Origin of the sequence: Arenibaculum pallidiluteum (assembly GCF_017355985.1) — a bacterium.
Taxonomy (GTDB): Bacteria; Pseudomonadota; Alphaproteobacteria; order Azospirillales; family Azospirillaceae; genus Arenibaculum; species Arenibaculum pallidiluteum.
Genome location: NZ_JAFIQU010000009.1, coordinates 102,084 through 122,912 on the forward strand (window position 1 = coordinate 102,084; position 20,829 = coordinate 122,912).

At 69.4% G+C, this 20,829-nt stretch carries 21 protein-coding genes and 1 tRNA gene; 6 read left to right on the top strand and 16 right to left on the bottom strand.

What is annotated here, in order from left to right:
* The first annotated feature begins 10 nt into the window (after window positions 1-10).
* Complete coding sequence (gene ggt, locus JUB13_RS18500; RefSeq protein WP_207481584.1) at window positions 11-1,771, top strand: gamma-glutamyltransferase; 1,761 nt, start codon at window positions 11-13, stop codon at window positions 1,769-1,771.
* A gap of 3 nt (window positions 1,772-1,774) precedes the next feature.
* Here ggt and JUB13_RS18505 read toward each other — a convergent pair whose 3' ends face one another.
* Complete coding sequence (locus JUB13_RS18505; protein WP_207481586.1) at window positions 1,775-2,776, bottom strand: esterase-like activity of phytase family protein; 1,002 nt, start codon at window positions 2,774-2,776, stop codon at window positions 1,775-1,777.
* A gap of 113 nt (window positions 2,777-2,889) precedes the next feature.
* On the opposite strand from JUB13_RS18505, the gene JUB13_RS18510 reads away from it, so the two are divergent.
* Window positions 2,890-3,189, top strand: a complete 300-nt coding sequence (locus JUB13_RS18510) for a hypothetical protein (protein ID WP_207481589.1) — start codon at window positions 2,890-2,892, stop codon at window positions 3,187-3,189.
* Between the two features lie 263 nt (window positions 3,190-3,452).
* Window positions 3,453-4,109 carry a sensor histidine kinase gene (locus JUB13_RS18515; protein WP_207481591.1) on the top strand — a complete coding sequence of 219 codons (657 nt, stop codon included), beginning with the start codon at window positions 3,453-3,455 and terminating at the stop codon, window positions 4,107-4,109.
* 35 nt (window positions 4,110-4,144) lie between these two features.
* Here JUB13_RS18515 and JUB13_RS18520 read toward each other — a convergent pair whose 3' ends face one another.
* Entirely contained in the window at window positions 4,145-5,053 is a 909-nt protein-coding gene (locus JUB13_RS18520; protein WP_207481593.1) for a LysR substrate-binding domain-containing protein, read from the bottom strand.
* A 105-nt stretch (window positions 5,054-5,158) separates the two neighbouring features.
* Between JUB13_RS18520 and JUB13_RS18525 the strand changes: the two genes are divergently transcribed.
* Window positions 5,159-5,350, top strand: a complete 192-nt coding sequence (locus JUB13_RS18525; RefSeq protein WP_207481596.1) for a hypothetical protein — start codon at window positions 5,159-5,161, stop codon at window positions 5,348-5,350.
* A gap of 97 nt (window positions 5,351-5,447) precedes the next feature.
* On the opposite strand, the gene JUB13_RS18530 is transcribed toward JUB13_RS18525, so the two are convergent.
* From JUB13_RS18530 to JUB13_RS18550, 5 genes are all read right to left on the bottom strand, one after another.
* A tRNA-Lys gene (locus JUB13_RS18530) sits at window positions 5,448-5,523 on the bottom strand.
* Window positions 5,524-5,607: 84 nt separating this feature from the next.
* Window positions 5,608-7,533 carry a penicillin-binding protein 2 gene (mrdA, locus tag JUB13_RS18535; RefSeq protein WP_207481597.1) on the bottom strand — a complete coding sequence of 642 codons (1,926 nt, stop codon included), beginning with the start codon at window positions 7,531-7,533 and terminating at the stop codon, window positions 5,608-5,610.
* A 1-nt stretch (window position 7,534) separates the two neighbouring features.
* Window positions 7,535-8,050 carry a rod shape-determining protein MreD gene (gene mreD, locus JUB13_RS18540; RefSeq protein ID WP_207481598.1) on the bottom strand — a complete coding sequence of 172 codons (516 nt, stop codon included), beginning with the start codon at window positions 8,048-8,050 and terminating at the stop codon, window positions 7,535-7,537.
* Window positions 8,047-8,952, bottom strand: coding sequence for a rod shape-determining protein MreC (mreC, locus tag JUB13_RS18545; protein WP_207481599.1), 906 nt, complete (start codon window positions 8,950-8,952; stop codon window positions 8,047-8,049). Before mreC ends, mreD begins: the two co-directional genes overlap by 4 nt.
* A gap of 70 nt (window positions 8,953-9,022) precedes the next feature.
* The gene (locus tag JUB13_RS18550) at window positions 9,023-10,063 is read right to left on the bottom strand and encodes a rod shape-determining protein (RefSeq protein WP_207481600.1); all 1,041 of its coding nucleotides are present in this window, start codon (window positions 10,061-10,063) and stop codon (window positions 9,023-9,025) included.
* Between the two features lie 564 nt (window positions 10,064-10,627).
* Here JUB13_RS18550 and JUB13_RS18555 point away from each other — a divergent pair.
* Entirely contained in the window at window positions 10,628-11,272 is a 645-nt protein-coding gene (locus tag JUB13_RS18555; RefSeq protein ID WP_236025053.1) for a sigma-70 family RNA polymerase sigma factor, read from the top strand.
* Between the two features lie 96 nt (window positions 11,273-11,368).
* Here JUB13_RS18555 and JUB13_RS18560 read toward each other — a convergent pair whose 3' ends face one another.
* The 7 genes from JUB13_RS18560 to miaA all read right to left on the bottom strand — a co-directional run bounded on the left by JUB13_RS18560 (window position 11,369) and on the right by miaA (window position 16,970).
* On the bottom strand, window positions 11,369-11,632 hold the full coding sequence (locus tag JUB13_RS18560; RefSeq protein ID WP_207481603.1) for a DUF3072 domain-containing protein: 264 nt from the start codon (window positions 11,630-11,632) through the stop codon (window positions 11,369-11,371).
* Between the two features lie 36 nt (window positions 11,633-11,668).
* Complete coding sequence (locus JUB13_RS18565) at window positions 11,669-11,878, bottom strand: hypothetical protein (RefSeq protein ID WP_207481604.1); 210 nt, start codon at window positions 11,876-11,878, stop codon at window positions 11,669-11,671.
* Between the two features lie 97 nt (window positions 11,879-11,975).
* Window positions 11,976-12,347: a chorismate mutase gene (locus JUB13_RS18570; RefSeq protein WP_456237115.1), complete on the bottom strand. Its 372-nt coding sequence runs from the start codon at window positions 12,345-12,347 to the stop codon at window positions 11,976-11,978.
* Window positions 12,348-12,440: 93 nt separating this feature from the next.
* Window positions 12,441-13,460: a ketol-acid reductoisomerase gene (ilvC, locus tag JUB13_RS18575; RefSeq protein ID WP_207481605.1), complete on the bottom strand. Its 1,020-nt coding sequence runs from the start codon at window positions 13,458-13,460 to the stop codon at window positions 12,441-12,443.
* 82 nt (window positions 13,461-13,542) lie between these two features.
* Window positions 13,543-14,049 carry an acetolactate synthase small subunit gene (ilvN, locus tag JUB13_RS18580; protein WP_207481612.1) on the bottom strand — a complete coding sequence of 169 codons (507 nt, stop codon included), beginning with the start codon at window positions 14,047-14,049 and terminating at the stop codon, window positions 13,543-13,545.
* Between the two features lie 62 nt (window positions 14,050-14,111).
* Complete coding sequence (locus tag JUB13_RS18585; protein ID WP_207481614.1) at window positions 14,112-15,869, bottom strand: acetolactate synthase 3 large subunit; 1,758 nt, start codon at window positions 15,867-15,869, stop codon at window positions 14,112-14,114.
* Between the two features lie 84 nt (window positions 15,870-15,953).
* Window positions 15,954-16,970, bottom strand: a complete 1,017-nt coding sequence (gene miaA, locus JUB13_RS18590; RefSeq protein WP_207481616.1) for a tRNA (adenosine(37)-N6)-dimethylallyltransferase MiaA — start codon at window positions 16,968-16,970, stop codon at window positions 15,954-15,956.
* A gap of 62 nt (window positions 16,971-17,032) precedes the next feature.
* Here miaA and serB point away from each other — a divergent pair, with 62 nt between their 5' ends.
* Window positions 17,033-17,929 carry a phosphoserine phosphatase SerB gene (gene serB / locus JUB13_RS18595; protein WP_207481618.1) on the top strand — a complete coding sequence of 299 codons (897 nt, stop codon included), beginning with the start codon at window positions 17,033-17,035 and terminating at the stop codon, window positions 17,927-17,929.
* A 210-nt stretch (window positions 17,930-18,139) separates the two neighbouring features.
* Here the strand turns inward: serB and JUB13_RS18600 are convergent, their stop codons facing one another.
* Together JUB13_RS18600 and JUB13_RS18605 are read right to left on the bottom strand one after the other, a co-directional pair.
* Window positions 18,140-20,191 carry an ATP-binding protein gene (locus tag JUB13_RS18600; RefSeq protein WP_207481619.1) on the bottom strand — a complete coding sequence of 684 codons (2,052 nt, stop codon included), beginning with the start codon at window positions 20,189-20,191 and terminating at the stop codon, window positions 18,140-18,142.
* Window positions 20,192-20,261: 70 nt separating this feature from the next.
* Complete coding sequence (locus JUB13_RS18605) at window positions 20,262-20,516, bottom strand: hypothetical protein (protein WP_207481620.1); 255 nt, start codon at window positions 20,514-20,516, stop codon at window positions 20,262-20,264.
* Between the last annotated feature and the right edge of the window lie 313 nt (window positions 20,517-20,829).

Below are 20,829 nucleotides of genomic sequence, written 5' to 3' on the forward strand. Positions count from 1 at the left end.
GAGAAACGGAATGCGCGGGACGACCGTCCGGAAGGCCCTGGCCCTGGGAGTTGGAGCATGGCTGGCGGCGATACCGGTCCTGGCGCAGGAGATCGCACGGCCGGCCCCCGAGGCCGCCACCGGCTTCGTCGCCAAGCCGGCCGTCGAGGCCGCGGCCATGATGGTCGCAGCAGCGAATCCGCTCGCCGTGCAGGCTGGGTTCGACGTGCTGAAGGAGGGCGGCAGCGCGATCGACGCGGCCATCGCGGTGCAGCTGATGCTGAACCTCGTCGAGCCGCAGTCCTCGGGCATCGGGGGCGGTGCGTTCCTGCTGCATTTCGATGCGAAGACGGGGCGCCTCGTCACCTATGACGGGCGCGAGACGGCCCCGGCCGAGGCCACCTCGGACCTGTTCCTCGGCGCCGATGGCAAGCCCCTGCCCTTCGGCGAGGCTGTGGTCGGCGGGCGCTCGGTCGGCACGCCCGGCACCGTGCGGCTGCTGGATCACGTCCACAAGGCCCATGGCCGGCTGCCCTGGGAGCGGCTGTTCCGCCCGGCCATCGAGCGCGCCGAGCAGGGATTCGAGGTCTCGCCCCGCCTTGCCGCGCTGATCGCGTCCAGCGCCGACGCGCTGCGCCGCTTCGAGCCCACGCGGAGCTACTTCCTCGACGCACAGGGCCAGCCGCTGAAGGCCGGAACGCTCCTGCGCAACCCGGACTTCGCGGCAACGCTGCGAGCGGTTGCGGCCAATGGTCCCTCGGCCTTCTACGAGGGCGAGATCGCGCGCGACATCGTGCGCACCGTGCGCGAGGCGCCGGGCAACCCCGGGCGCCTCTCGGAAGCGGACCTCGCGGCCTACAAGGTCGCCGAGCGCGAGCCCGTCTGCGGCACCTACCGGCGCAACCGCGTGTGCGGGATGGGGCCACCGAGCTCGGGCGGGATCGCCGTGCTGCAAATCCTCGGCCTGCTGGAGCATTTCAACATGCCGGGCCTGGCCCCACTGTCCGCGGAGGCCACCCACCTGTTCATGGAAGCCAGCAAGCTCGCCTATGCCGACCGGAACCTCTACGTCGCCGATGACGACTTCGTGCCGGTCCCTGTCGGCGGGCTGCTGGACACGACCTACCTGACGCTGCGGGCCCAGACCATCGACCGGGGCCGGGCCATGCCGGAGCCGAAGGCAGGCAACCCCTCATGGCGCGACGGATCTCTCTGGGCACCCGACGCCTCGCTTGAGATCCCCTCGACCACGCACATCTCCATCGTGGACCGCGACGGCAACATCGTCTCCATGACGACCACCATCGAAGGCGGATTCGGGTCCCACCTGATGGTCCGGGGCTTTCTTCTGAACAACGAGCTCACCGACTTTTCCTTCCTGCCCGAAGCGGAGGGGCGGCCAGTCGCCAACCGGGTGGAGCCCGGAAAGCGCCCGCGCTCCTCCATGGCTCCCACCCTCGTCTTCGGGCCCGATGGAAGGCCCCGCCTCGTGACGGGCTCGCCGGGCGGCGCGCGGATCATCGGCTATGTCGCACGCTCGATCATGGGTGTGATCGACTGGAAGCTCGATGCCGCGCGCGCCGTGGCCCTACCCCATGCGGTCACGCTCGGCCGCACCGCCGAGCTCGAGGAGGGCACGGACGCGGCGACGCTGAAGCCGGCATTGGAGGCCATGGGGCACCCCGTGGCCGTGCGCGAGCAGAATAGCGGCCTGCACGCCATCGAGTTCCGCGACGGGCGCCTGATCGGGGGCGCCGATCCCCGGCGCGAAGGCGTGGCGGCGGGAGAGTGAGCCTCAGGGCTGCCAGCGGAACTGCGCCAGGATCGTCCGCTGGAACGGCATGAAGTTGTCGTCGCTCAGGAGGTAGATGTCGAGGCCTCCGCCGGCCGCAGGAAGGACGGCGATGCCTTCGAAGTTGTCGGAGATCAGCGGCGGCTCGATGCGCGCCAGCTCGCGCCCCTCGAGCAGCCCGCCCGGGGCGGCGCCCTGGGCGCCCGCCGCGGCAGCGGCGACGGTTGCAGCAGGGACATGGACGATCCGGCTGCCGAAGCCGCTGATCACCCCGAACCGCCGCTCCAGAACCAGCAGCCCTCCGTCGGGCAGGATCGCAGCGGCCGTCGGCCGGAAAGGCGACCGCGTAAGGTAGGAAAGCGCCGCCCATTCCTCGCCGTCCCAGATCCAGGCTTGGTGCAGCGCCCGCCCGGCCGGCCCCTCCTCGATCGCCAGGAGGCGCCCGTCGGGGAATGCGGCCAGCGCCTCGACGCCGGAATTGCCGTCCATTGCGCCGAAGCCCCTGGGGGCCGGCGGCACCGTGGCGGGGCCGTCCGGCCGGTCGGCATTCCGGGCATGGACCTGGATGCGGTGCCGCCGCTCGAAGGAGACGACCCAGCGGCCGTCCGGTAGCCGCGCCAGGTCCTCCGCATCGGCACGACTGCCGTTAGCCGGGCGTCCGTCCGCATCCGGCAGGGCCCGGACGCGCACGTCCCGCACCTCGATCAGACGGCCATGCCCATCATGGCGAAGCTCGGCCCCGACGAGACCGCCGCGGTCGGTCACCGCAACCATGCGGCTTCGGTCCGGGCTCATCCAAAGGCCCGACAGGCCGCCGAATCCCGGCACCTGGCTGGCATCGAGGGCAAGCGCCCCGACGAAGTCCAACTCCCCGGCGCGGGTCACGCCCGGCCGGTCGGGGTCCAGCGGGATGGGCTCGGAGCGGATGCCCGCCACCATCAGCGAGCATCCCGACAGGAGGGCGATGGCGGCGAAGCGGAAGATCGGTCTGGTACGGCAGGGCATGGCCGGACATTGCCACGGCGCCGGTCCTGCGCAACGGCCTTTCCGGGCAGGCCGCCCCTTGCCTTCGTCCCGAACCGGCGTTAGCACTTTCGTGCCGAATGCGGGAGAGGCCCATGTCCGGATACGCCTTCGAGATCACCCACGAGTTCAAGGGGCATGGCAAGGTTGACGAGGCGGAGGACTGGATCCGCGCCAATGTCAAAGGTCTGTGGGGACTCGAATTCCTCGGCATGGAGGAGACCGGCGGCGGAAAGACGCCGATCCTGCATGTGCGCTTCAAGTTCGGCCGCGCCGACGACTTCAACCGCTTCCGCGACGAGTTCGTCCTCAGGAAGGCGCCAACCGCGAGGCCGCCCGCCCGCAGGACTCCACCCAAGAAGAAGAGCTTCTGGTCGCGCCTGCTGGGCGATTGAACAGCCCTAGCTGGGCTGCAGAAACCGCAGCTGACGGGAGTGCCTCGCGGCGGGTAATCCGCCGGCGGCGAGCAAAGTGTATCAGATTCTTTATAGTCTTTAATAAAATTCTACAGCCAAGCCGGATGCCACCTCTGGCTACGCCGGAAATGATATTTGTGGCTGGGCATGGCTGCGGTACAACTCAGCACCATTCCGGCTCGCTGGCGGCCGGAGCGGTCCGGTGCGGCGGCGGGCCCGCCGGCAATCGGCCCGGGAAAGCGATGGACCGACCTGTGCGCGAAGCCTTGGAAGACGAGACGCAACGGCTGCGCCAGGCGCTCCAGGAGAAGGAAGCCGCCCTGCGCGAGCTGCAGCACAGGGCCAAGAACAGCCTCCAACTCGTCATCAGCCTTTTGAAGCTGCAGAGCGCGCGGATCCGCGACGCCGAGGCGCGCCAGGCCTATGACCAGACTCTCCAGCGCATCGAGGCGCTGGCCATCGCGTATCGCCACCTCCATGAATCGAATTCAGAGACCGAGGTCGAGCTGGGCCGCTATCTCGAAGAGCTGGCGACCACCACCTGCGCCTCGCTCGCCGGGGCGGCCGGGGTCGAGACCCGGATTCAGACCGAATCCATGACCGTGGGGCTGTCTCTTGCCGTGCCGCTCGGCCTCATCCTGAACGAGATCGTCACCACGGCCCTTCGGCACGCCTACCCGCACGACCGGTGGATTCGGATCGACCTGCGGCGCACCGATGCCGCGACGGCCGAGCTGCTGGTGGCCGACAACGGCCGCGGCCTTCCCGCCGGCTTCGATGCCGAGGCGGATGCGGCGATGATGCTGGCGGATGCGCTCGCCGGCCAGATCGGCGCGACGCTCGCGGCTGGGCCGAGCGGCACCGGCGGCACCGAGGTCCGCGTGACCTTCCCGGCCTGACCCGTCGCCTTGCGATCCGGCGCGCGGAAATCCCCTCAGCCGGAAGGGGCGGCCTGCTGCGCCCCCGACTTTTCGGCGATGACGCCCAGAAGCCAGTCCCGGAATGCGCGGACCTTTCGCGACCTGCGGCGCGCCTCGGGGTAGACCAGCCAGTAGCTGGCCCGCGTCACATGGACCTGCGGGAAGGGAGCCACCAGGCTGCCGGTCTCGATCTCGCGCCTGAAGAAGGGGGGGCTCAGGATCGCAACGCCCTGCCCTGCCATGGCGGCGCTGCCGGCGAGCTGCTGCGTGCCGAGCCGCACCCCCGCGCGTCCCCCCAGGTCGCCGGGCTGGAGCCCGACCGCGCCGAACCACTCCAGCCACCAGGGGTCCCCGGGCTCGATCAGCGGCAGCCGGAGCAGGTCGGCCGGGATGCGCAGGGGGCCCGCGGCTGCCAACAGCGCCGGGCCGAGCATCGGCGTGAACTCCTCGGGCATCAGCCGGTGCGCGACCAGCCCCGGCCAGCCGCCGATACCAACGCGTACGCCGAGATCGAACTCCTCCCGGCTGAAGTCGACGAGGCGCGCCGTCGTGTCGAGATGGATCGTGATTCCGGGATGGGCGTGCTGGAAGCCGCCCAGCCGCGGCACCAGCCAGTTGGAGGCGAAGGTAGTGGCAGCCGTGATCGACAGCACGCCGTCGGAGCGCATCTCCAGCCCGTCGAAGGCCGCGTTCAGGGCAGCGAAGGCCTCGCTCACGCGTGGCGCCAGGATCCGCCCGCCCTCGGTAAGCTCCACGCCACGCGGCTTTCTCAGGAAGAGCGGTCCGTACCGGTCCTCGAGCAGTCGGATCTGGTAGCTGACGGCAGCCTGCGTCAGGCCGAGCTCCTCGGCGGCGCGGGTGAAGCTTCCGTGGCGGGCTGCGGCCTCGAAGCAGCGGACGGCGGACAAGGGCGGCAGCGGCATGGACGACCCATAAGCAGGCCTTATGATAACCCGCAGCGCTTTCGTTGGAAAGCCGCGCCCCCCTCGGCGAAGCTGCCGCACGACGTCGACGGAGGGACGCACGCCATGGCTCGCATATCGCTCGCCCGCCCATCGCTCCCCATGCTTCCACAGATGGACCTGGTCCGCGCCCTGGTTGGCCTGTGGACACGGCGCAGGCCGGCCCTCGATCCGGATACGCTGACCGAGGGCATGCGGCAGGATCTCGGCCTCTCCGAAGGGCGCTTCCTGCGCCCGCGCGATCCGTACCGGGATTGAGGCCGATCGGCTTGGCCTCTGAGGAGCGCAAGCCTGGCTCCACGCCCGCGCTGGATATGGAAAGGGCCCGGAAGCTCTCGCTTCCGGGCCCTTAAAGTGGTGGGCGCACAAGGACTCGAACCTTGGACCCGCTGATTAAGAGTCAGCTGCTCTACCAACTGAGCTATGCGCCCACTGCAGCGCCGCTCGGGGCGTCGCCTCGTGAGGCGCGTGATATAGCGGCTATCCCTGGGCTTGTCGAGGGGCGAAATGCGCGCTCAGCCACCGTTCCGCTGGCCGCCCACGGTGGCGATCGGCGGCGCCATGACGCGGCCGGGCTCGGCCGGCGCCTGGGCCGTCAGCGCAACGCCACGGGCCACGTCGCGCTTCTGCGCCTCGTAGAGGACGTCGCGGGCAATGGGCGCAGCGACGGACGAGCCGCCGCCGCCGTGCTCGACGATCACCGAGCAGACGTAGCGCGGGTTGTGCGCGGGGGCGTAGCCGACGAACAGGGCGTGGTCGCGTTCGCGCCAGGGCAGCTGCTCATTCTTGAGAACGCCCGTGCTGCGCTCGGCCATGGTGATGCGGCGGACCTGGCTGGTCCCCGTCTTGCCGCCGAGCTCGTAGCCGGGCTCCGGGATGCGGGCCTTGTGCGCGGTTCCCGTCGGCCCGTTCGTGACCGCCCACATGCCCTGGCGCATCAGATCGAGATGGGCCTTCTGGACGCCGATGGACGGCCACTCCGTCTGCTCGGCGTAGCTGCGCTCGACCTGCTTGGTGAGATGCGGCTTCACCGCGAAGCCGCCATTGACCAGCCGGGCCGTCATCACCGCGAGTTGGAGGGGCGTCGCCAGCACATATCCCTGCCCGATCGAGGCGTTCAGGTCCTCGCCGCCGGTCCACGGCTTGCCGAGATAGGCGCGCTTCCATTCACGGCTCGGGATCAGGCCCGACCGCTCGCCGGGTATGTCGAGCTCCAGGCGCTGGCCGAGGCCGAAGCGCTTGGCCACGTCGTGGATCCGGTCGATGCCGATGCGCCGCGACAGGTCGTAGAAGAAGACGTCGCAGGACTGCGCCAGCGCCTCGACGAAGCCCAGGGACCCGTGCCCGTGCTTCTTCCAGCAGTGGAACCGGTGGTCGCCGAGATCCATGTGGCCCGAGCAGAAGACGCTGTGGCGCGTGTTGACGATGCCAGCTTCCAGCGCCGCCAGGCCGACGACCATCTTGAAGGTCGATCCCGGGGCGTACTGTCCCGCGATGGCCTTGTTGGTCAGCGGGTGCGTGGGCTGGGTAGTCAGCTCCTCCCAGAGATCGGCAGGGATGCCCTGGGTGAACTGATTGGGATCGAAGCTCGGATGCGAGCACATGGCGTAGATGCCGCCCGTATGGGCGTCCATCACCACGCAAGCGGCGCTGTCCTCGGCGGTAAGCCGGTCCTGCACGAACTGCTGCAGCCCGATGTCGATGGTCAGCGTCACGTCGCGCCCGGGCTCGGGCTCCTTGCGGTCGAGCTCGCGGATCACGCGGCCGACGGCGTTGACCTCGAGCTGGCTGTTGCCGGCGACGCCGCGCAGATCCTTCTCGTGGTACTTCTCGACCCCGTTCTTCCCGATCCGGAAGCCCGGGAGGGAGAGCACGGGATCTCCGTTCAGCTCGGATTCGGCGACGGCGCCCACATAGCCCAGCAGATGCGCGGTCGTGCCCTGGAAGGGATAGCTGCGGATCTCGCCCACATCGATGGAGACGCCCGGCAGGTCCGGAGCATTGATCTCGATCAGGGCGACCTGCTCCCAGGTCAGGTTCTCCTTGACGGTCACCGGCACGAAGGCCCGCTTGCGCCGGATCTCGCGCATCACCCGCTTCATGTCGCTCTCGGTGAGCTCGATCAGCTCCGAGAGGTGCATCAGCGTCTGCTCGAGGTTCCGGTCCGCCTTGCGGGCACGCTCGGAGACGACGACGACGCGGAAGTTCTGCCGGTTGATCGCGACCGGCACGCCGAAACGGTCGAGGATCTGCCCGCGCGAGGGAGCGACCAGCCGCATGTTGATGCGGTTCTCCTCGGCCAGCATCGTGTAGCGGTCGGATTCCAGGACCTGCAGGTAATACATGCGCCCGACGAGGGTCGAGACGAGGCCCAGCTTGATGCCGCCCAGGACCAGGGAGCGCCGCGTCAGCAGCCGGTAGCGGTCGTTGTCCCGGTCCATCTCAGGCTTCCAGCAGGAAGGCGCGGTGCAGGCGCATGAAGATCCACGAGAAGATCGGGAACAGCGCGATGGTCAGGATCGCCTGGGCCGCCGCGGGCCCTGCCTGGACCAGCGACATGTTCAGCACGCAGACGGCGATCCAGTAGACCGCCGAAGCGCCCGCCGCGATCAGTGCGAAGCCCAGCCACAGCATGCCGAAGGACCCGATCAGGAAGAAGCGGCGCTGGCTCAGCACGACCAGGTAGACCAGCACGTAGACCAGCGGGTTGACGCCCAACGGCATGCCCGTCAGCAGGTCCTGCAGCAGGCCGATCAGGAAGGCGAGCGACGGGCGCACCAGGTCAGGGCGGTGAATGGCCCAGTAGAAGAGTGCCATCAGGACGAGCTGCGGCGCCACCGGGCCCCAGCCCGGAAGATGGAGCGGCACCATGCCGACGAGCATCAGGACCAGGACGGTGGAGAGCGGTGCGACGTTGCGGCCGGCCTGGTCGAGCTTGTGCCAGAAGCCACCCATCATGGCTGGCGGCCCATCCCCACCTTCTCCGCGGGCTCCACCGCCGGGCCGGTGTCGCCGACGAGCGATCCGGTCCCGCCGAAGTCGACGAGCTGCACGTGCTCGATGCGGCCGAGATCCTCGAAGGGCTGGATCCGCACGCCACGCTCACCTGCGTACGACACCACGCCGACGGGCAGCCCCGCAGGCATCAGACCGCCATGGCCCGAGGTGACGACACGGTCGCCCACCGAGACCGGCGCCTCGGGCGGAAGGTAGAGCAGGCGCGGCTGGTCGGCGTTGTCGCCGCCCAGCACGGCGCGCGTGCGCGACGGCTCCACGACGACGGGCAGCCGCGCGTTCAGGTCGGTGATCAGCAGGATGCGCGAGGACCACTCGCCGACCTCGACGACACGCCCGACCACCCCGTGGCCCGACAGGGCCGCCTGGCCGCGCTTGACGCCGTCACGCCGGCCCGCCGTGACGATCAGGGAGCGGACATAGGCTCCGCCGGCATCCGCCACCACGCGGGCCGTCACGAAGCTCGCCTGTGGGTCGGCCTGCACGTTCAGCAGCCCGCGCAGGCTGCGGTTCTCGGCCTCGAGCCGCAGCGCCGCCTGCTGCCATTGGGTCAGCAGCTCGTTCTCGCGGCGCAGCCGGTCATTCTCCGCATGCAGGCGCACGAGCTCGTCGGCGGCCTCGATCATCCGGGCCGCCGAAGCGGCCGGGGCCGAGAAGGCCCCGAGGATGGGTGTGAAGGCGTCCACGATGCGGGCTCGGACGCCCTCGACCACGACCGTGTCCGCCTTGCCGACCATCATCAGGCCGACCGCCGCCATCAGGAGCAGGGCGAAGGAGAAGCGGTGCGCGAAGGCCCTCAGCGGGGCGGCAAGGCGGAGAACGGAGCCGTTGGCGCGTGACTTCACGGGCGCTTTCCACTCGGGCCTTGGGGCTGGGCGGCGGAGCCGCCCGCTTCCGGGTTGCTCGCCGTCCTGCTCAGTACATGCTGATCAGGACGTTCTTCAGGGTCTTCATTTCCTCGAGCGCACGCCCGGTGCCGAGCGCCACGCAGGAAAGGGGATCATCGGCGATCGACACCGGCAGGCCGGTGGCGTGCCGCAGCACGTAGTCCAGATTGCCCAGCAGCGCCCCGCCGCCGGTCAGCACGATGCCCTTGTCCACGATGTCGGCCGCCAGCTCGGGCGCAGTGTGCTCGAGCGCCACCTTGACCGCCTCGATGATGGCCGAGACGGGTTCGGCCAGCGATTCCGCGATCTGCCGCTCGGAGATGATGAGCTCCTTCGGCACGCCGTTCATCAGGTCGCGGCCCTTGATCTCCATGATCCGGCCCTCGCCGTCCTCCGGCGGATAGGCGGAGCCGATCTCCTTCTTGATGCGCTCGGCCGAGCCCTCGCCCACCAGCAGGTTATGGGTGCGGCGGATGTAGCCGATGATCGCCTCGTCCATCTTGTCGCCGCCGACGCGGACCGAGCGGGCATAGACGATGCCGCCCAGCGACAGCACGGCAACCTCGGTGGTGCCGCCGCCGATGTCGACGACCATGGAGCCGGTCGGCTCGGTGACGGGGAGCCCGGCGCCGATGGCGGCCGCCATGGGCTCCTCGATCAGGTAGACGCGGCGTGCGCCGGCGCTCTCGGCCGATTCCTGGATGGCCCTGCGCTCCACCGCCGTCGAGCCCGACGGCACGCAGATGATCACCTCCGGGCTGGCGAAGCTACGCCGGTTGTGCACCTTGCGGATGAAGTGCTTGATCATCTCCTCGGCGACCTCGAAGTCGGCGATCACGCCGTCCCTGAGGGGCCGGATGGCCTGGATGTTGCCGGGCGTGCGGCCAAGCATCATCTTCGCCTCGTCTCCGACGGCGAGAACCTGCTTCTTGCCGCGGACGTTGGCGATCGCCACGACCGACGGCTCGTTCAGGACGATACCGCGGCCCTTGACGTACACCAGCGTGTTCGCGGTGCCGAGGTCGATGGCCATATCGGCCGAAAGGAAGCCGAGCAGTCTGGAGAGCATGGGTCGAGCTTACTCGTCGGTTTGGGAACGGCCGCAGCAGCCTGCTGGCGGCGCGTGCTCGCCACCAGCGTGTTCCTAGATGAATGCCATGCCGCGCTCAAGCACTGAGTTCGGCAGGCGCAGTCTTCAGGTTTTTGGTAACCAATTGCTTAAGGCGGACGAAGCCATTCGGCGGGCTACCCATATGACCACCGCATGTCGCATATGACGGGCGCCAAGGCGACCTGCCCAAAGGACAGAAGACACTGACGGCCGGTCTGGGCGCGACTCCCCCGAAGCGGAGTAGAAACCGCCGCTTTCCCAGGAATGACAAGGGAACAATACCGCATTTCATAAGAATGCCCCGCACTGCACCCTGAACACTCACCACTTTCGATCGGATCATACGACGCATAGCCTTATGACGAAAAGAAGAGATTTTCCTCCCCATTGGACGGTCGCGCTGACCGTCGATCTTTACATATTGTTAAGCAGACAAGGACGGCATGCCGGCGCCCGCCGACGTGCCGTGCGAACAAGAACACCGAGGCTGACATGACCACCGGGACGGCTTTGGAGGCTCCCATGACCGAGAACACCCTGGCCCGCCTCGAGCAGGAAATTCCGGCACTGCGCCGCTTCGCACGCGCGCTGGTCGGGCATCCCGAGCGCGCGGACGACCTGGTGCAGGATACGCTGGAGCGCGCGCTGACCCGGCTCGACAGCTACACGCCGGGCACCAACATGCGCGCCTGGCTGTTCACGATCCTTCGCAACGCCCACATCAACGAGCTCCGCCGCGCCCGCACCACCACGGCGCCCGACGACACGCTTGAGGCGCTGAGCCCGCCGGTACCCGCGGGCCAGGAGCACGGCCTGGCAATGCGCGACCTGCACAGAGCCCTGGCCCAGCTCACCCCCGAGATGCGCGAGGTGCTGCTGCTGATCGGCCTCGAGGGCATGAGCTACGAGGAGGCCGCCGACGTCCTCGGCGCCAAGGTCGGCACGGTGAAGTCCCGCCTCTGCCGCGGCCGCGAGGCCCTGCGGCGCCTGATGGACGGCGAGCTCCGCCTCGAGGGCAACGAGGCCGAGATGGACAAGGTCGCCGAGGTCATGCAGTTCCCGAAGTCCGCCAGCCCCGAGAAGCGCCGCGAGGCGGTCCTGGCCCTGCGCCAGGCGCTGATCGGCCTCGGCTACGGCAGCCACGTCCAGGGCCGGCGCCGCGCGTAGGACGGGAAAGCGCCGCGGCGTCACGAAGCCGCGGCGGCAAAGAATGGTCGGCACCGTCGAACGAACGCCGCCCCCGCCAGGGGCGGCGTTCCGCTTTCAGGCACCCTTCGGCTTCTCGGGAACGGGCTTTGGCGGGTCGTCGCCGTAGCCGCTACGGTTCTGCAGATCGTGGATCCGCCGCTCGGCCTCGGCGGCAGTCATGGCGGCATCCTCCTGGAAGGGCACGCCCGCCTCGGCGGATAGGGTGCGCAGGCGCCCGGCCTGGTTCGCCGTCATGGGGGCTTCGGGCTGGACGCGCGCCGCCTCGGCGCTCGGCGATTCATGGGACTGCTCGCGATCGGAGCGCTTGTCGTCGGCCATGGGACTCTCCGGAAGGCTCGGAAGCGGTGCGGACCGTCAGCGCCTGCGGGGCTTTTCGGCGGGCTTGTCCTCGGCTACGCCCTTGGGGCGCATGCCGAGCGCCTCTGCCTTGCCGGCATCCACACCGATCGGACCATGTTCGGGGCGCGGACGCTGCGGAACGCGGGCCGCGCCGAAGCCGCCATCGATGGTGCCTTCGCTCGGCGGTGCCGGCGTGTCGGGATTGGGATGCCTGCGGTCTGACATGGGCGTTCCTTGCTGACGAGGGGGCGATTCCCCTTTTCCCATGTCAACAGCCCCCGCCCGGCTCCGTTACGATCCAGGCCGGCCCGTCTCCGGCGCGTCAGCCTCGCTCGGCGCGCAGAGCCTCGTGATGACGGATCACCTCCGCGATGATGAAGTTCAGGAACTTCTCAGCGAAGGCCGGATCCAGATGGGCCGCCTCGGCAAGGCGCCGCAGCCGCGCGATCTGGGCGGCCTCCCGGGCAGGATCGGCCGGGGGAAGCGCATGCTGCGCCTTCAGCTCGCCCACCCGCTGCGTGCACTTGAACCGCTCCGCCAGCAGGTGCACCAGGGCGGCATCGATGTTGTCGATGCTCTCGCGCAGACGCTGCAGTTCGGCCGGGATCGCCGCTCCCCCCGCCGCGTCGGCCGTCCCCGCCCTCATCGCCTTGGTGTCGGTCGCCCTGGTGTCGGTCGCCCTGGTGTCGGTCAAGGTCTTCTCCCCCATGGAAAGGGCGCCGCCCGGATACCGGGCAGCGCCCACCACGCCGGATGTCCGGGCGCGCCTAGGCGCCCGGACCTACCCTCAGTTCTTCGCCTTGTCCACCAGCTTGTTGGCGGCGATCCAGGGCATCATGGCGCGCAGCTTCTCGCCGACCTTCTCGATATCGTGCTCGGCATGCCGGCGGCGCATGGCCTTGAAGCTGGGCTGGCCGACCTTGCACTCCGAGATCCAGTCGCGGGTGAAGCGCCCGGACTGGATGTCGTCCAGGATGCGCTTCATCTCGGCCTTGGTCTCTGCCGTCACCACGCGCGGGCCGCGCGTGTAGTCGCCGTATTCCGCCGTGTTGCTGATCGAGTAGCGCATGTTGGCCATGCCGCCCTCGTACATCAGGTCGACGATCAGCTTCACCTCGTGCAGGCACTCGAAATAGGCCATCTCGGGCGCGTAGCCGGCCTCGGTCAGGGTCTCGTAGCCAGCCATGATCAGGGCAGTCAGACCACCGCAGAGAACGGCCTGCTCGCCGAACAGGTCGGTCTCGCACTCTTCCTTGAAGGTCGTCTCGATGATGCCGGCGCGGCCACCGCCGACCGCCGAGGCGTAGGACAGCGCCACCTCGAGGGCGTTGCCCGACGGGTTCTGGTGCACCGCGACCAGGCACGGCACGCCGCCGCCCTTCTGGTACTCCGATCGCACGGTGTGGCCCGGGCCCTTCGGCGCGATCATGAAGACGTCGATGTCCTTGCGCGGCTCGATCAGGTTGAAGTGGACGTTCAGCCCGTGCGCGAAGGCCAGGGCCGCGCCCTGCTTCATGTTGGGGTGAAGCTGGTCGCGGTAGATGTCCGCCTGCAGTTCGTCCGGGGTCAGCATCATGACCACGTCGGCGATCTTGGCCGCCTCGTCCGGCGACATCACGGTGAAGCCGGCGTTGCGCGCCTTCTCGACCGTCGCGCTACCGGGGCGCAGCGCGATGATCACCTCCTTCACCCCGCTGTCGCGCAGGTTGGCGGCATGGGCGTGGCCCTGGCTGCCATAGCCGACGATGCAGACCTTCTTGCCCTTGATCAGGTTCACGTCTGCGTCGCGATCGTAATAGACGCGCATGATGGACACCTCGTTGCTGGCCCGGCCCGGCTCCTGCCGGGAAGGTCGTTGGAGAAAGGGATTTTAAAACGCGTTTCGTTCGTTACAGGGCCGCGGGCCCTTTGGAAATGGCGGCAATGCCGGTCCGGCTGACATCCACAAGTCCGAGTTGGCGCATCAGCCCGATGAAATCGTCGAGCTCGTCGACCGCCCCGGTCATCTCGAAGACGAAGGAAGTCAGGGTGGCGTCGACCACCCGCGCCTTGAAGATGTCGGCCAGGCGCAGCGCCTCTATGCGCCGCTCGCCCGTGCCGGCGACCTTGATCAGCGCCAGCTCGCGCTCGATGTGCGGTCCCTCGTCCGTCAGGTCGCGCACCTTGTGCACGGGGACCAGGCGGTCGAGCTGCGCCTTGATCTGCTCGATGATCATGCGCGTGCCGCTGGTCACGACGGTGATGCGCGACAGCTTCTGCTCGGCATCCGTCTCGGCGACGGTCAGGCTCTCGATGTTGTAGCCGCGGCCGGAGAACAGGCCGATGACTCGGGCAAGCACGCCGGGCTCGTTGTCGACGAGCACGGAGATTGTGTGCTTCTCGATGATCGGGTCCATGGGTCGGAACTCCATGAAGGACGGAGAGGGCCTGGGAGGGGCGAGCGTGTCGGACTCGGCGCTCATACCAGGACCATTCCTTCCTCCGGCGTCGCCTGGCCCGGCTTGTCGTCGGGGCCGAGCAGGATTTCGTTATGGGCCTTCCCGCCGGGGATCATGGGGAAGCAGTTCTCCTTCTGGTCGACGCAGACGTCAACCACAACCGGACGACGGGTCTCGATCATCTGCGTGATCACGCCGTCCAGCTCGTCGACGGAGGTCGCGCGCAGGCCGACGCAGCCGAAGGCCTCGGCCAGCTTCACGAAGTCGGGCAGCGCCTCGGAATAGCTCTCGGAATAGCGCGAGCCGTGCAGCAGCTCCTGCCACTGACGGACCATGCCCATCCACTGGTTGTTCAGGATGAAGATCTTGACCGGCAGCTTGTACTGCACCGCGGTCGAGAGCTCCTGGATGTTCATCATGATCGAGGCCTCGCCCGCCACGTCCACCACCAGGGCGTCCGGATGGGCGATCTGCACGCCGATGGCCGCCGGCAGGCCGTAGCCCATGGTGCCGAGGCCGCCCGAGGTCATCCAGCGGTTGGGCTGCTCGAAGGGCAGGAACTGGGCCGCCCACATCTGGTGCTGGCCGACTTCGGTGGTGACGTAGGGGTCGCGGCCACGGGTCAGCTCGCGCAGGCGCTCGAGCGCGTATTGCGGCTTGATGACCTTGTCGGTGCGCTGGTAGCGCAGGCAGTCGACCGACCGCCAGGTGCCGATCTGGGCCCACCAGCTCTTCAGAGCCGCCTTGTCGAGCTGCTTCTGTCGAGCCTTCCAGATGCGGATCATGTCCTCGAGCACATGCGCGCAGTCGCCCACCACGGGGATGTCGACCGCCACGTTCTTGTTGATGGAGGACGGGTCGATGTCGATGTGGATCTTCTTGGATCCCGGCGCGAAGGCCGAGAGCTTCCCGGTCACGCGGTCATCGAAGCGCGCTCCGAGATTGATCATCACGTCGCAGCCATGCATGGCCAGATTGGCCTCGTAGGTGCCGTGCATGCCGACCATGCCGAGCCACTGCGGGTCCGAGGCCGGGAAGGCGCCCAGGCCCATCAGCGTGCTGGTGACCGGGATGTTGGTCATGCGCGCGAACTGCGTCAGCAGCTGCGATGCCAGGGGCCCGGAATTGATGACACCTCCGCCGGTGTAGAGGATCGGCCGCTTCGCCGAGGCGATCAGCTCGATCGCCTCCTCGACGCGCGCGATCTCGGGCTTGACCTGCGGCCGGTAGGTCTTGTGCCGGACCTCCTGCGGGGCGGTGTAGGTGCCCTCGGCGAACTGGACGTCCTTCGGCAGGTCGATCAGCACGGGGCCCGGACGGCCGGTGCGCGCCACGTAGAAGGCCTCATGCACCGTGCGGGCGAGCTGGTCCACCTGCTTGACAAGATAATTGTGCTTGGTGGCCGGCCGGGTGATGCCGGTCGTGTCCGCCTCCTGGAAGGCGTCGTTGCCGATCAGGTGGGTCGGCACCTGCCCGGTCAGGCAGACGATGGGGATGCTGTCCATCAGCGCGTCGACGAGTCCGGTGACGGCATTCGTCGCCCCCGGCCCCGAGGTCACCAGCACGCAGCCGACCTTTCCCGTCGATCGGGCGTAGCCCTCGGCGGCATGGACCGCCGCCTGCTCGTGCCGGACCAGGATGTGCCGGACGTCGTTCTGCTTGAAGAGCGCGTCATAGATCGGAAGTACGGCGCCGCCGGGATATCCGAAAATGACGTCAACGCCCTGGTCGCGCAGGGCCTTGATGAGGATTTCCGCTCCGGTCAGCTTCTCGGACATGGCTTTCACGAATCCTGATCTGGACGCAAGATCCGGCTCACTCGGGGGCCGGGAGCGGCAACCTAAATGCTGCGCCGCAGGTGGTCAACGGATTTCGCGCAAGATCGTATTGATTTCGCGCACCGCCTTGTCCGATTCTTGCTCGCCCTCGACATGGCAGATATGCGCATGGGACCATTGGTTGCGGAACCATGTCGTCTGCCGTTTGGCATAGCGGCGTGTCTGCATCTGGGCGGCGGCCACCGCCGCGTCGAGCGGAAGCTCGCCTCTGAGATGCGCGCGCAGTTCCGGCACGCCGAGAGCCTTCAGGATCGGCAGATCGGGATCGAGGTCAAGCGCGTCCAGGGCACGAACCTCGTCCAGTGCTCCCCGCTCGAGCATCGTCAGGAAACGCCGGTCGCAGCGCGCATAGAGGACGTGACGCGGCGGCAGCACCAGAACCTGCAGGAAGCGCGGCCGGGCCGCTCCACAATCCTGCTGCCCATCCTGCTGCCCATCCTGCTGCCACGCGGCGAGGGAGCGGCCCGTTGCGGACAGCACTTCCCAGGCCCGGATCAGCCGCTGCGTATCCCCGGGAAAGATGCGCGCCGCCATGGCGGGGTCGCGCGCGGCAAGCTCGGCATGGAAGGCAGGGCCACCCAGCGCCGCATGGCGTGCGCGGGCCTCGGCCCGGACCGGCTCGGGGATTGCAGGGATCTCGGCGATCCCCTCCATCAGCGTCCGAAGATAGAGCCCGGTGCCCCCGACGACCACCGGCAGGCGCCCTGCCGCGGCGCTGCCGTCGATGGCCTCCAGCGCCATGTCCCGCCACCGAGCCGCGGAGCACCGCTCGCGGGCCGGCAAGACGCCGTAGAGCCGATGCGGGACGGCCCGCTCCTCCTCCTCGCCCGGTCGGGCCGTGAGGACGCGGAGCTCGCGGTACACCTGCATGCTGTCGCCGTTCACGACGGTTCCGCCCAGCGCCTCGGCGAGGTGCAGCGCGACCGCGGACTTGCCGGACGCGGTGGGGCCTCCCACCACCACCACCACTGGGGCGCCGGCCGCCGCGCCGGCACCCGAGGCGGCTGCCGCAGGATGCGTCGGGCGCGTCGTCTCAGGCATGGACGAATGCCCTCGCCGCCCCCATAAAGGCGACGCCTTCGCCCCTGCCCGGATCTGCCGCCATGGACCTCGTCCTCACCCTGATCGCCGCGCCCGAGCGGGCGGATCTCGACGATAGCACGGTCTCCGCGGCGCGCGCCGCCCTGCGGGATCTGGGCGCCGAGGTCGGGCGGCCGGACTGGTTGGCCGCCGGGATCGCCTGTGACCTGCCCTTCGGCGGGCTCGCCATCGACCAGGCCCTGGCCGCCGCGGACACGGCGCTGCCGGGCCGGCATTGCGATCTGGTGGTCCAGCCGTTGGCGGATCGTCGGAAGCGGCTGCTGGTGGCCGACATGGAATCGACCATCATTCACCAGGAGATGCTCGACGAGCTCGCCGAGATGGTCGGGATCCGCGACAAGGTCGCCGCCATCACGTGGCGGGCCATGAACGGCGAGATCGACTTCAAGGATGCCCTGCGCGAGCGCGTCGCGCTGCTCGCCGGCCTGCCGGTCTCGGCGCTCGAGGAGTCCTATGGCCGCGTCACGCTGATGCCGGGCGCCCGCGAGCTCGTCGCCACCATGCGGGCGAACGGCGCTCGCTGCGTGCTGGTCTCGGGCGGGTTCAAGTTCTTCACCGCGCGCATCCGCGAGCGGCTCGGATTCGATGCCGACCAGGCGAACGACCTGGAGATCGACGAGGGCCGCCTGACCGGCCGGCCAGTCGAGCCGATCCTCGACAAGGATGCCAAGCTGGCGGCATTGATCCGCATCGCGGGCGAGCAGCGCATTCCCATGCGCGAGACGATGTCCGTCGGCGACGGCGCCAACGACCTGCCGATGCTGCTGGCCGCGGGGCTGGGCGTCGCCTATCACGCCAAGCCTGCCGTCGCATCCGAGGCCCGCTCGCGGATCGACCACGCCGACCTGACGGCTCTGCTCTACGCGCAGGGATATCGGGACAGCGACATACGCTCTTGACGGGCGGAAACCACTCCGAACTCCCGGATAGGCCGCAGCCCGCAGGGCCGCGGCCGGCACTCCCTAAGCGTCTTCGCCGACGGGGCGATGGCCGTGCGAACATGAACGGGCCATGCGGTTCATGCTCTCGGTCATCGGAGCCTTCCTGGCGGTCGCCGTGCCCCTCGGCGTCTTCGCGCTCATGATCGCGGTGATCTTCGCGTTCACGGCCTAGCGCGCGCCCGCCGCCAGCGCGTGGCGCTCGGGAGCCAGGGTGTCGATCAGGCGCCGCAGCGCCGCGGCGGACAGCGGCTTGTGCATCAGGGCATGGCCGCCCGCGCGGATCTCCCGCTCGCGCTCGGGTGCCGTGTCGCCCGTCAGGACGATGGCGGGAACCGGCGCGCCGCAGGCGGCCTCGACCTTGCGGATCGCGTCCGTGCCCCGCGCGCCCCCGCCGAGCTGGTAGTCCGCCAGGATCAGGTCGGGCTTCCGCCCGCTGACCAAGCCGAGCGCCTCGGCAGCGCTGCCGGCCTCGACCACGTTCCAGCCCCAGTTCTCCAGCACGCGGCGCAGGCCCTCGCGGATCACGGCCTCGTCCTCGATCACCAGGGCCAGCCCTGCGGCGCCTGCGGCGACCGAACCGGTACCGGCCGCGGGCTCGGCCAGCCGCTGGGCCACCGCCTCCGCCTCGGGCGCGGGGGACGGGGCGACGGCGTCGGCTGCGGGCAGCTCGATCGCGAAGGCCGTGCCGCGGCCGCCGCGCACCGGCCGCAGGCCGAGCGGGTGGCCCAGCAGCCCGGCGAGGTGCCGCACGACGGCGAGCCCGAGGCCCAGCCCCTCGCCGGCGCTGCCGGGGCCGGGCCCGTCGGTCAGCGTCGAGGCCAGAGCGGCGGCCAGTGCCTCCCTGCGTTCCTCGGGAAGGCCGGGGCCGTCGTCCAGCACCTCCAGCCGGTAATCGCCGCCGGCCCGGCGGAGGCCCACTACCACCCGGCCGCCGGCGGAGGCTTGGCGCAGGGCGCCTTCCACAAGGTTGCGCAGCATGCGCTCGAGAAGGGTGGCGTCGGACCGGACGATGGCGTGCGTCGGCGCGACCGACAGGCGCAGGCCATGCGCCTCGGCATAGGGCCGGTACTCGGCGTCCAGCCTTTCCAGGATCGGTCCCAGCGGCACCGGAACCGAACGCGGCTCGGCAGCCGCATCGATGCGGCAGACATCCAGGAAATCGTCGATCAGCGCCCCGACAGTGCGGAGCGAGCGGTTCAGGGCTGCCGCGACCGGCGCCGCATCGTGCCCGGTGAGCCGGTCCTCAAGGATGCCGCCGAAGAGCATCAGGGACTGGACGGGCTGGCGCAGCTCGTGCGCCGCCCCCGCCAGGAAGCTGTTCCGCAGCCCGGCCTCGGCACGGACCGAGCCGATCTCCCGGGTCACGACAGGCTCGTCCACGGCGCCCGGATTCGCGACGCCACCGAGGCACAGGACGAACCCTTCGCCGCTGGGCACGGCGCGCATGGTCCCGCGCCGGCCGGACGGACCCAGCCTGACATTGTGCTCGCCCGGGAAACCGCCCCGCATCGCCTTGCACAGCGGCGCCGCGAGGGCCGGCGCCGCCATCTCGGGAAGGACATCCCACAGCGGCCGGCCGACGGCATCGCCGCATCCTGCGAGGTCGAGCGCCCGTGCATTGAGGAAGGTGACGTTCCAGCTCCGGTCGATGCCGAGAACGGCTTCGTCGACACCGGCCAGCACGGCCGCAAGACGGTGCTCGGCCGTCAACGCGGCGAGGCGGTCGCGCTCGCGGTCGCGCAGGAGGCCTGCCGCCGCCGTCCAGAGCCGTCCGCCGAAGCGGCCGACCACGCCCGCCGAAGCCCCCTTGCGCACCCGGACACCAAAATCGCCGCGCACCCAGCGCCCCATCCGCGTCCCTGCCGTCTCGGCGATGCGCCGCAGGCCCCTGTTCCACCCCCTGCCCAGCCCGGCAGCGACCAGCCCGACCCCGGCCGCCAGGCCGAGCTTCAGCGCGGTGATCGAGGTCAGGACACTGGCAGCGGCGGCGATCTCCCCACCCATGACCGCGGGGACCGGAGAGAGGGTGCCCAGCGGACCGGAGGAGACGGCCGAGACCGGGGAGGCAGGCGGCGCCTCGTCCGAGGCGACCGCGACCTCCGCAGCAGGCTGCTGCGGAACCGCGGTCGCCGCCGCGATGCGATGGGGAATGACGGCCAGCGCCGGCGCGGCGGCGGCCGCCAGGGTCGCAATCACGGTGAGTTGGGCCGGGTACCGCATGGGGACTCCGAGGTCCGGTCGGCGTGAGGGACGGACGCCGCAAGGCGCCGGCGCTTGGGGAAGCGCTGTATCAGTGCTTGTCGGCGCTGGGATGGATGCGCGTGCGCAGGGCGGCCGCGCTGGCCCGCCGGTCGCCAAGGTCCAGATCACCGACCTCGATCACGCCGGCCTCGCACAGCAGGCGCAGAAGCACGCCACGAAGCGTGGTGCCCTCGCGCTCGGCATGGCGACGGACTGCCCGCTTCACCCTTTCAGGAACCATAACCGCGAGCTGAACTTCGCGTTCTGCATCGATGATGCGGAGATTGGAGAAGCCATCGGCCATAGCGCGAACCTCGATGTTTCGATGGTTCGAAGCTAGTCCTGTTAAGGTTAATTATTGGTTATCGGTTGAAAGCATTAACCAAGACTGGCCGCGCCACGCGGAGGGCTTCCACCCCGGATTCATGACGTGCCCCGAAGTCGAGGCCGGAGGCCTTGTCCCTCGTCACGGGACAGGCTTGGCGCGGCAGAGGACCCGAGCGATTCCGGAGACCCTGGTCCCCCGTCCGGTCCTCGTCGGCTTGCCGGCGTTCCGCCTGCGGCCAGGAGAAATGGTGCGGCAACGCGTGCCTGCAAGTCCGGTCCCAGGGAGCGGG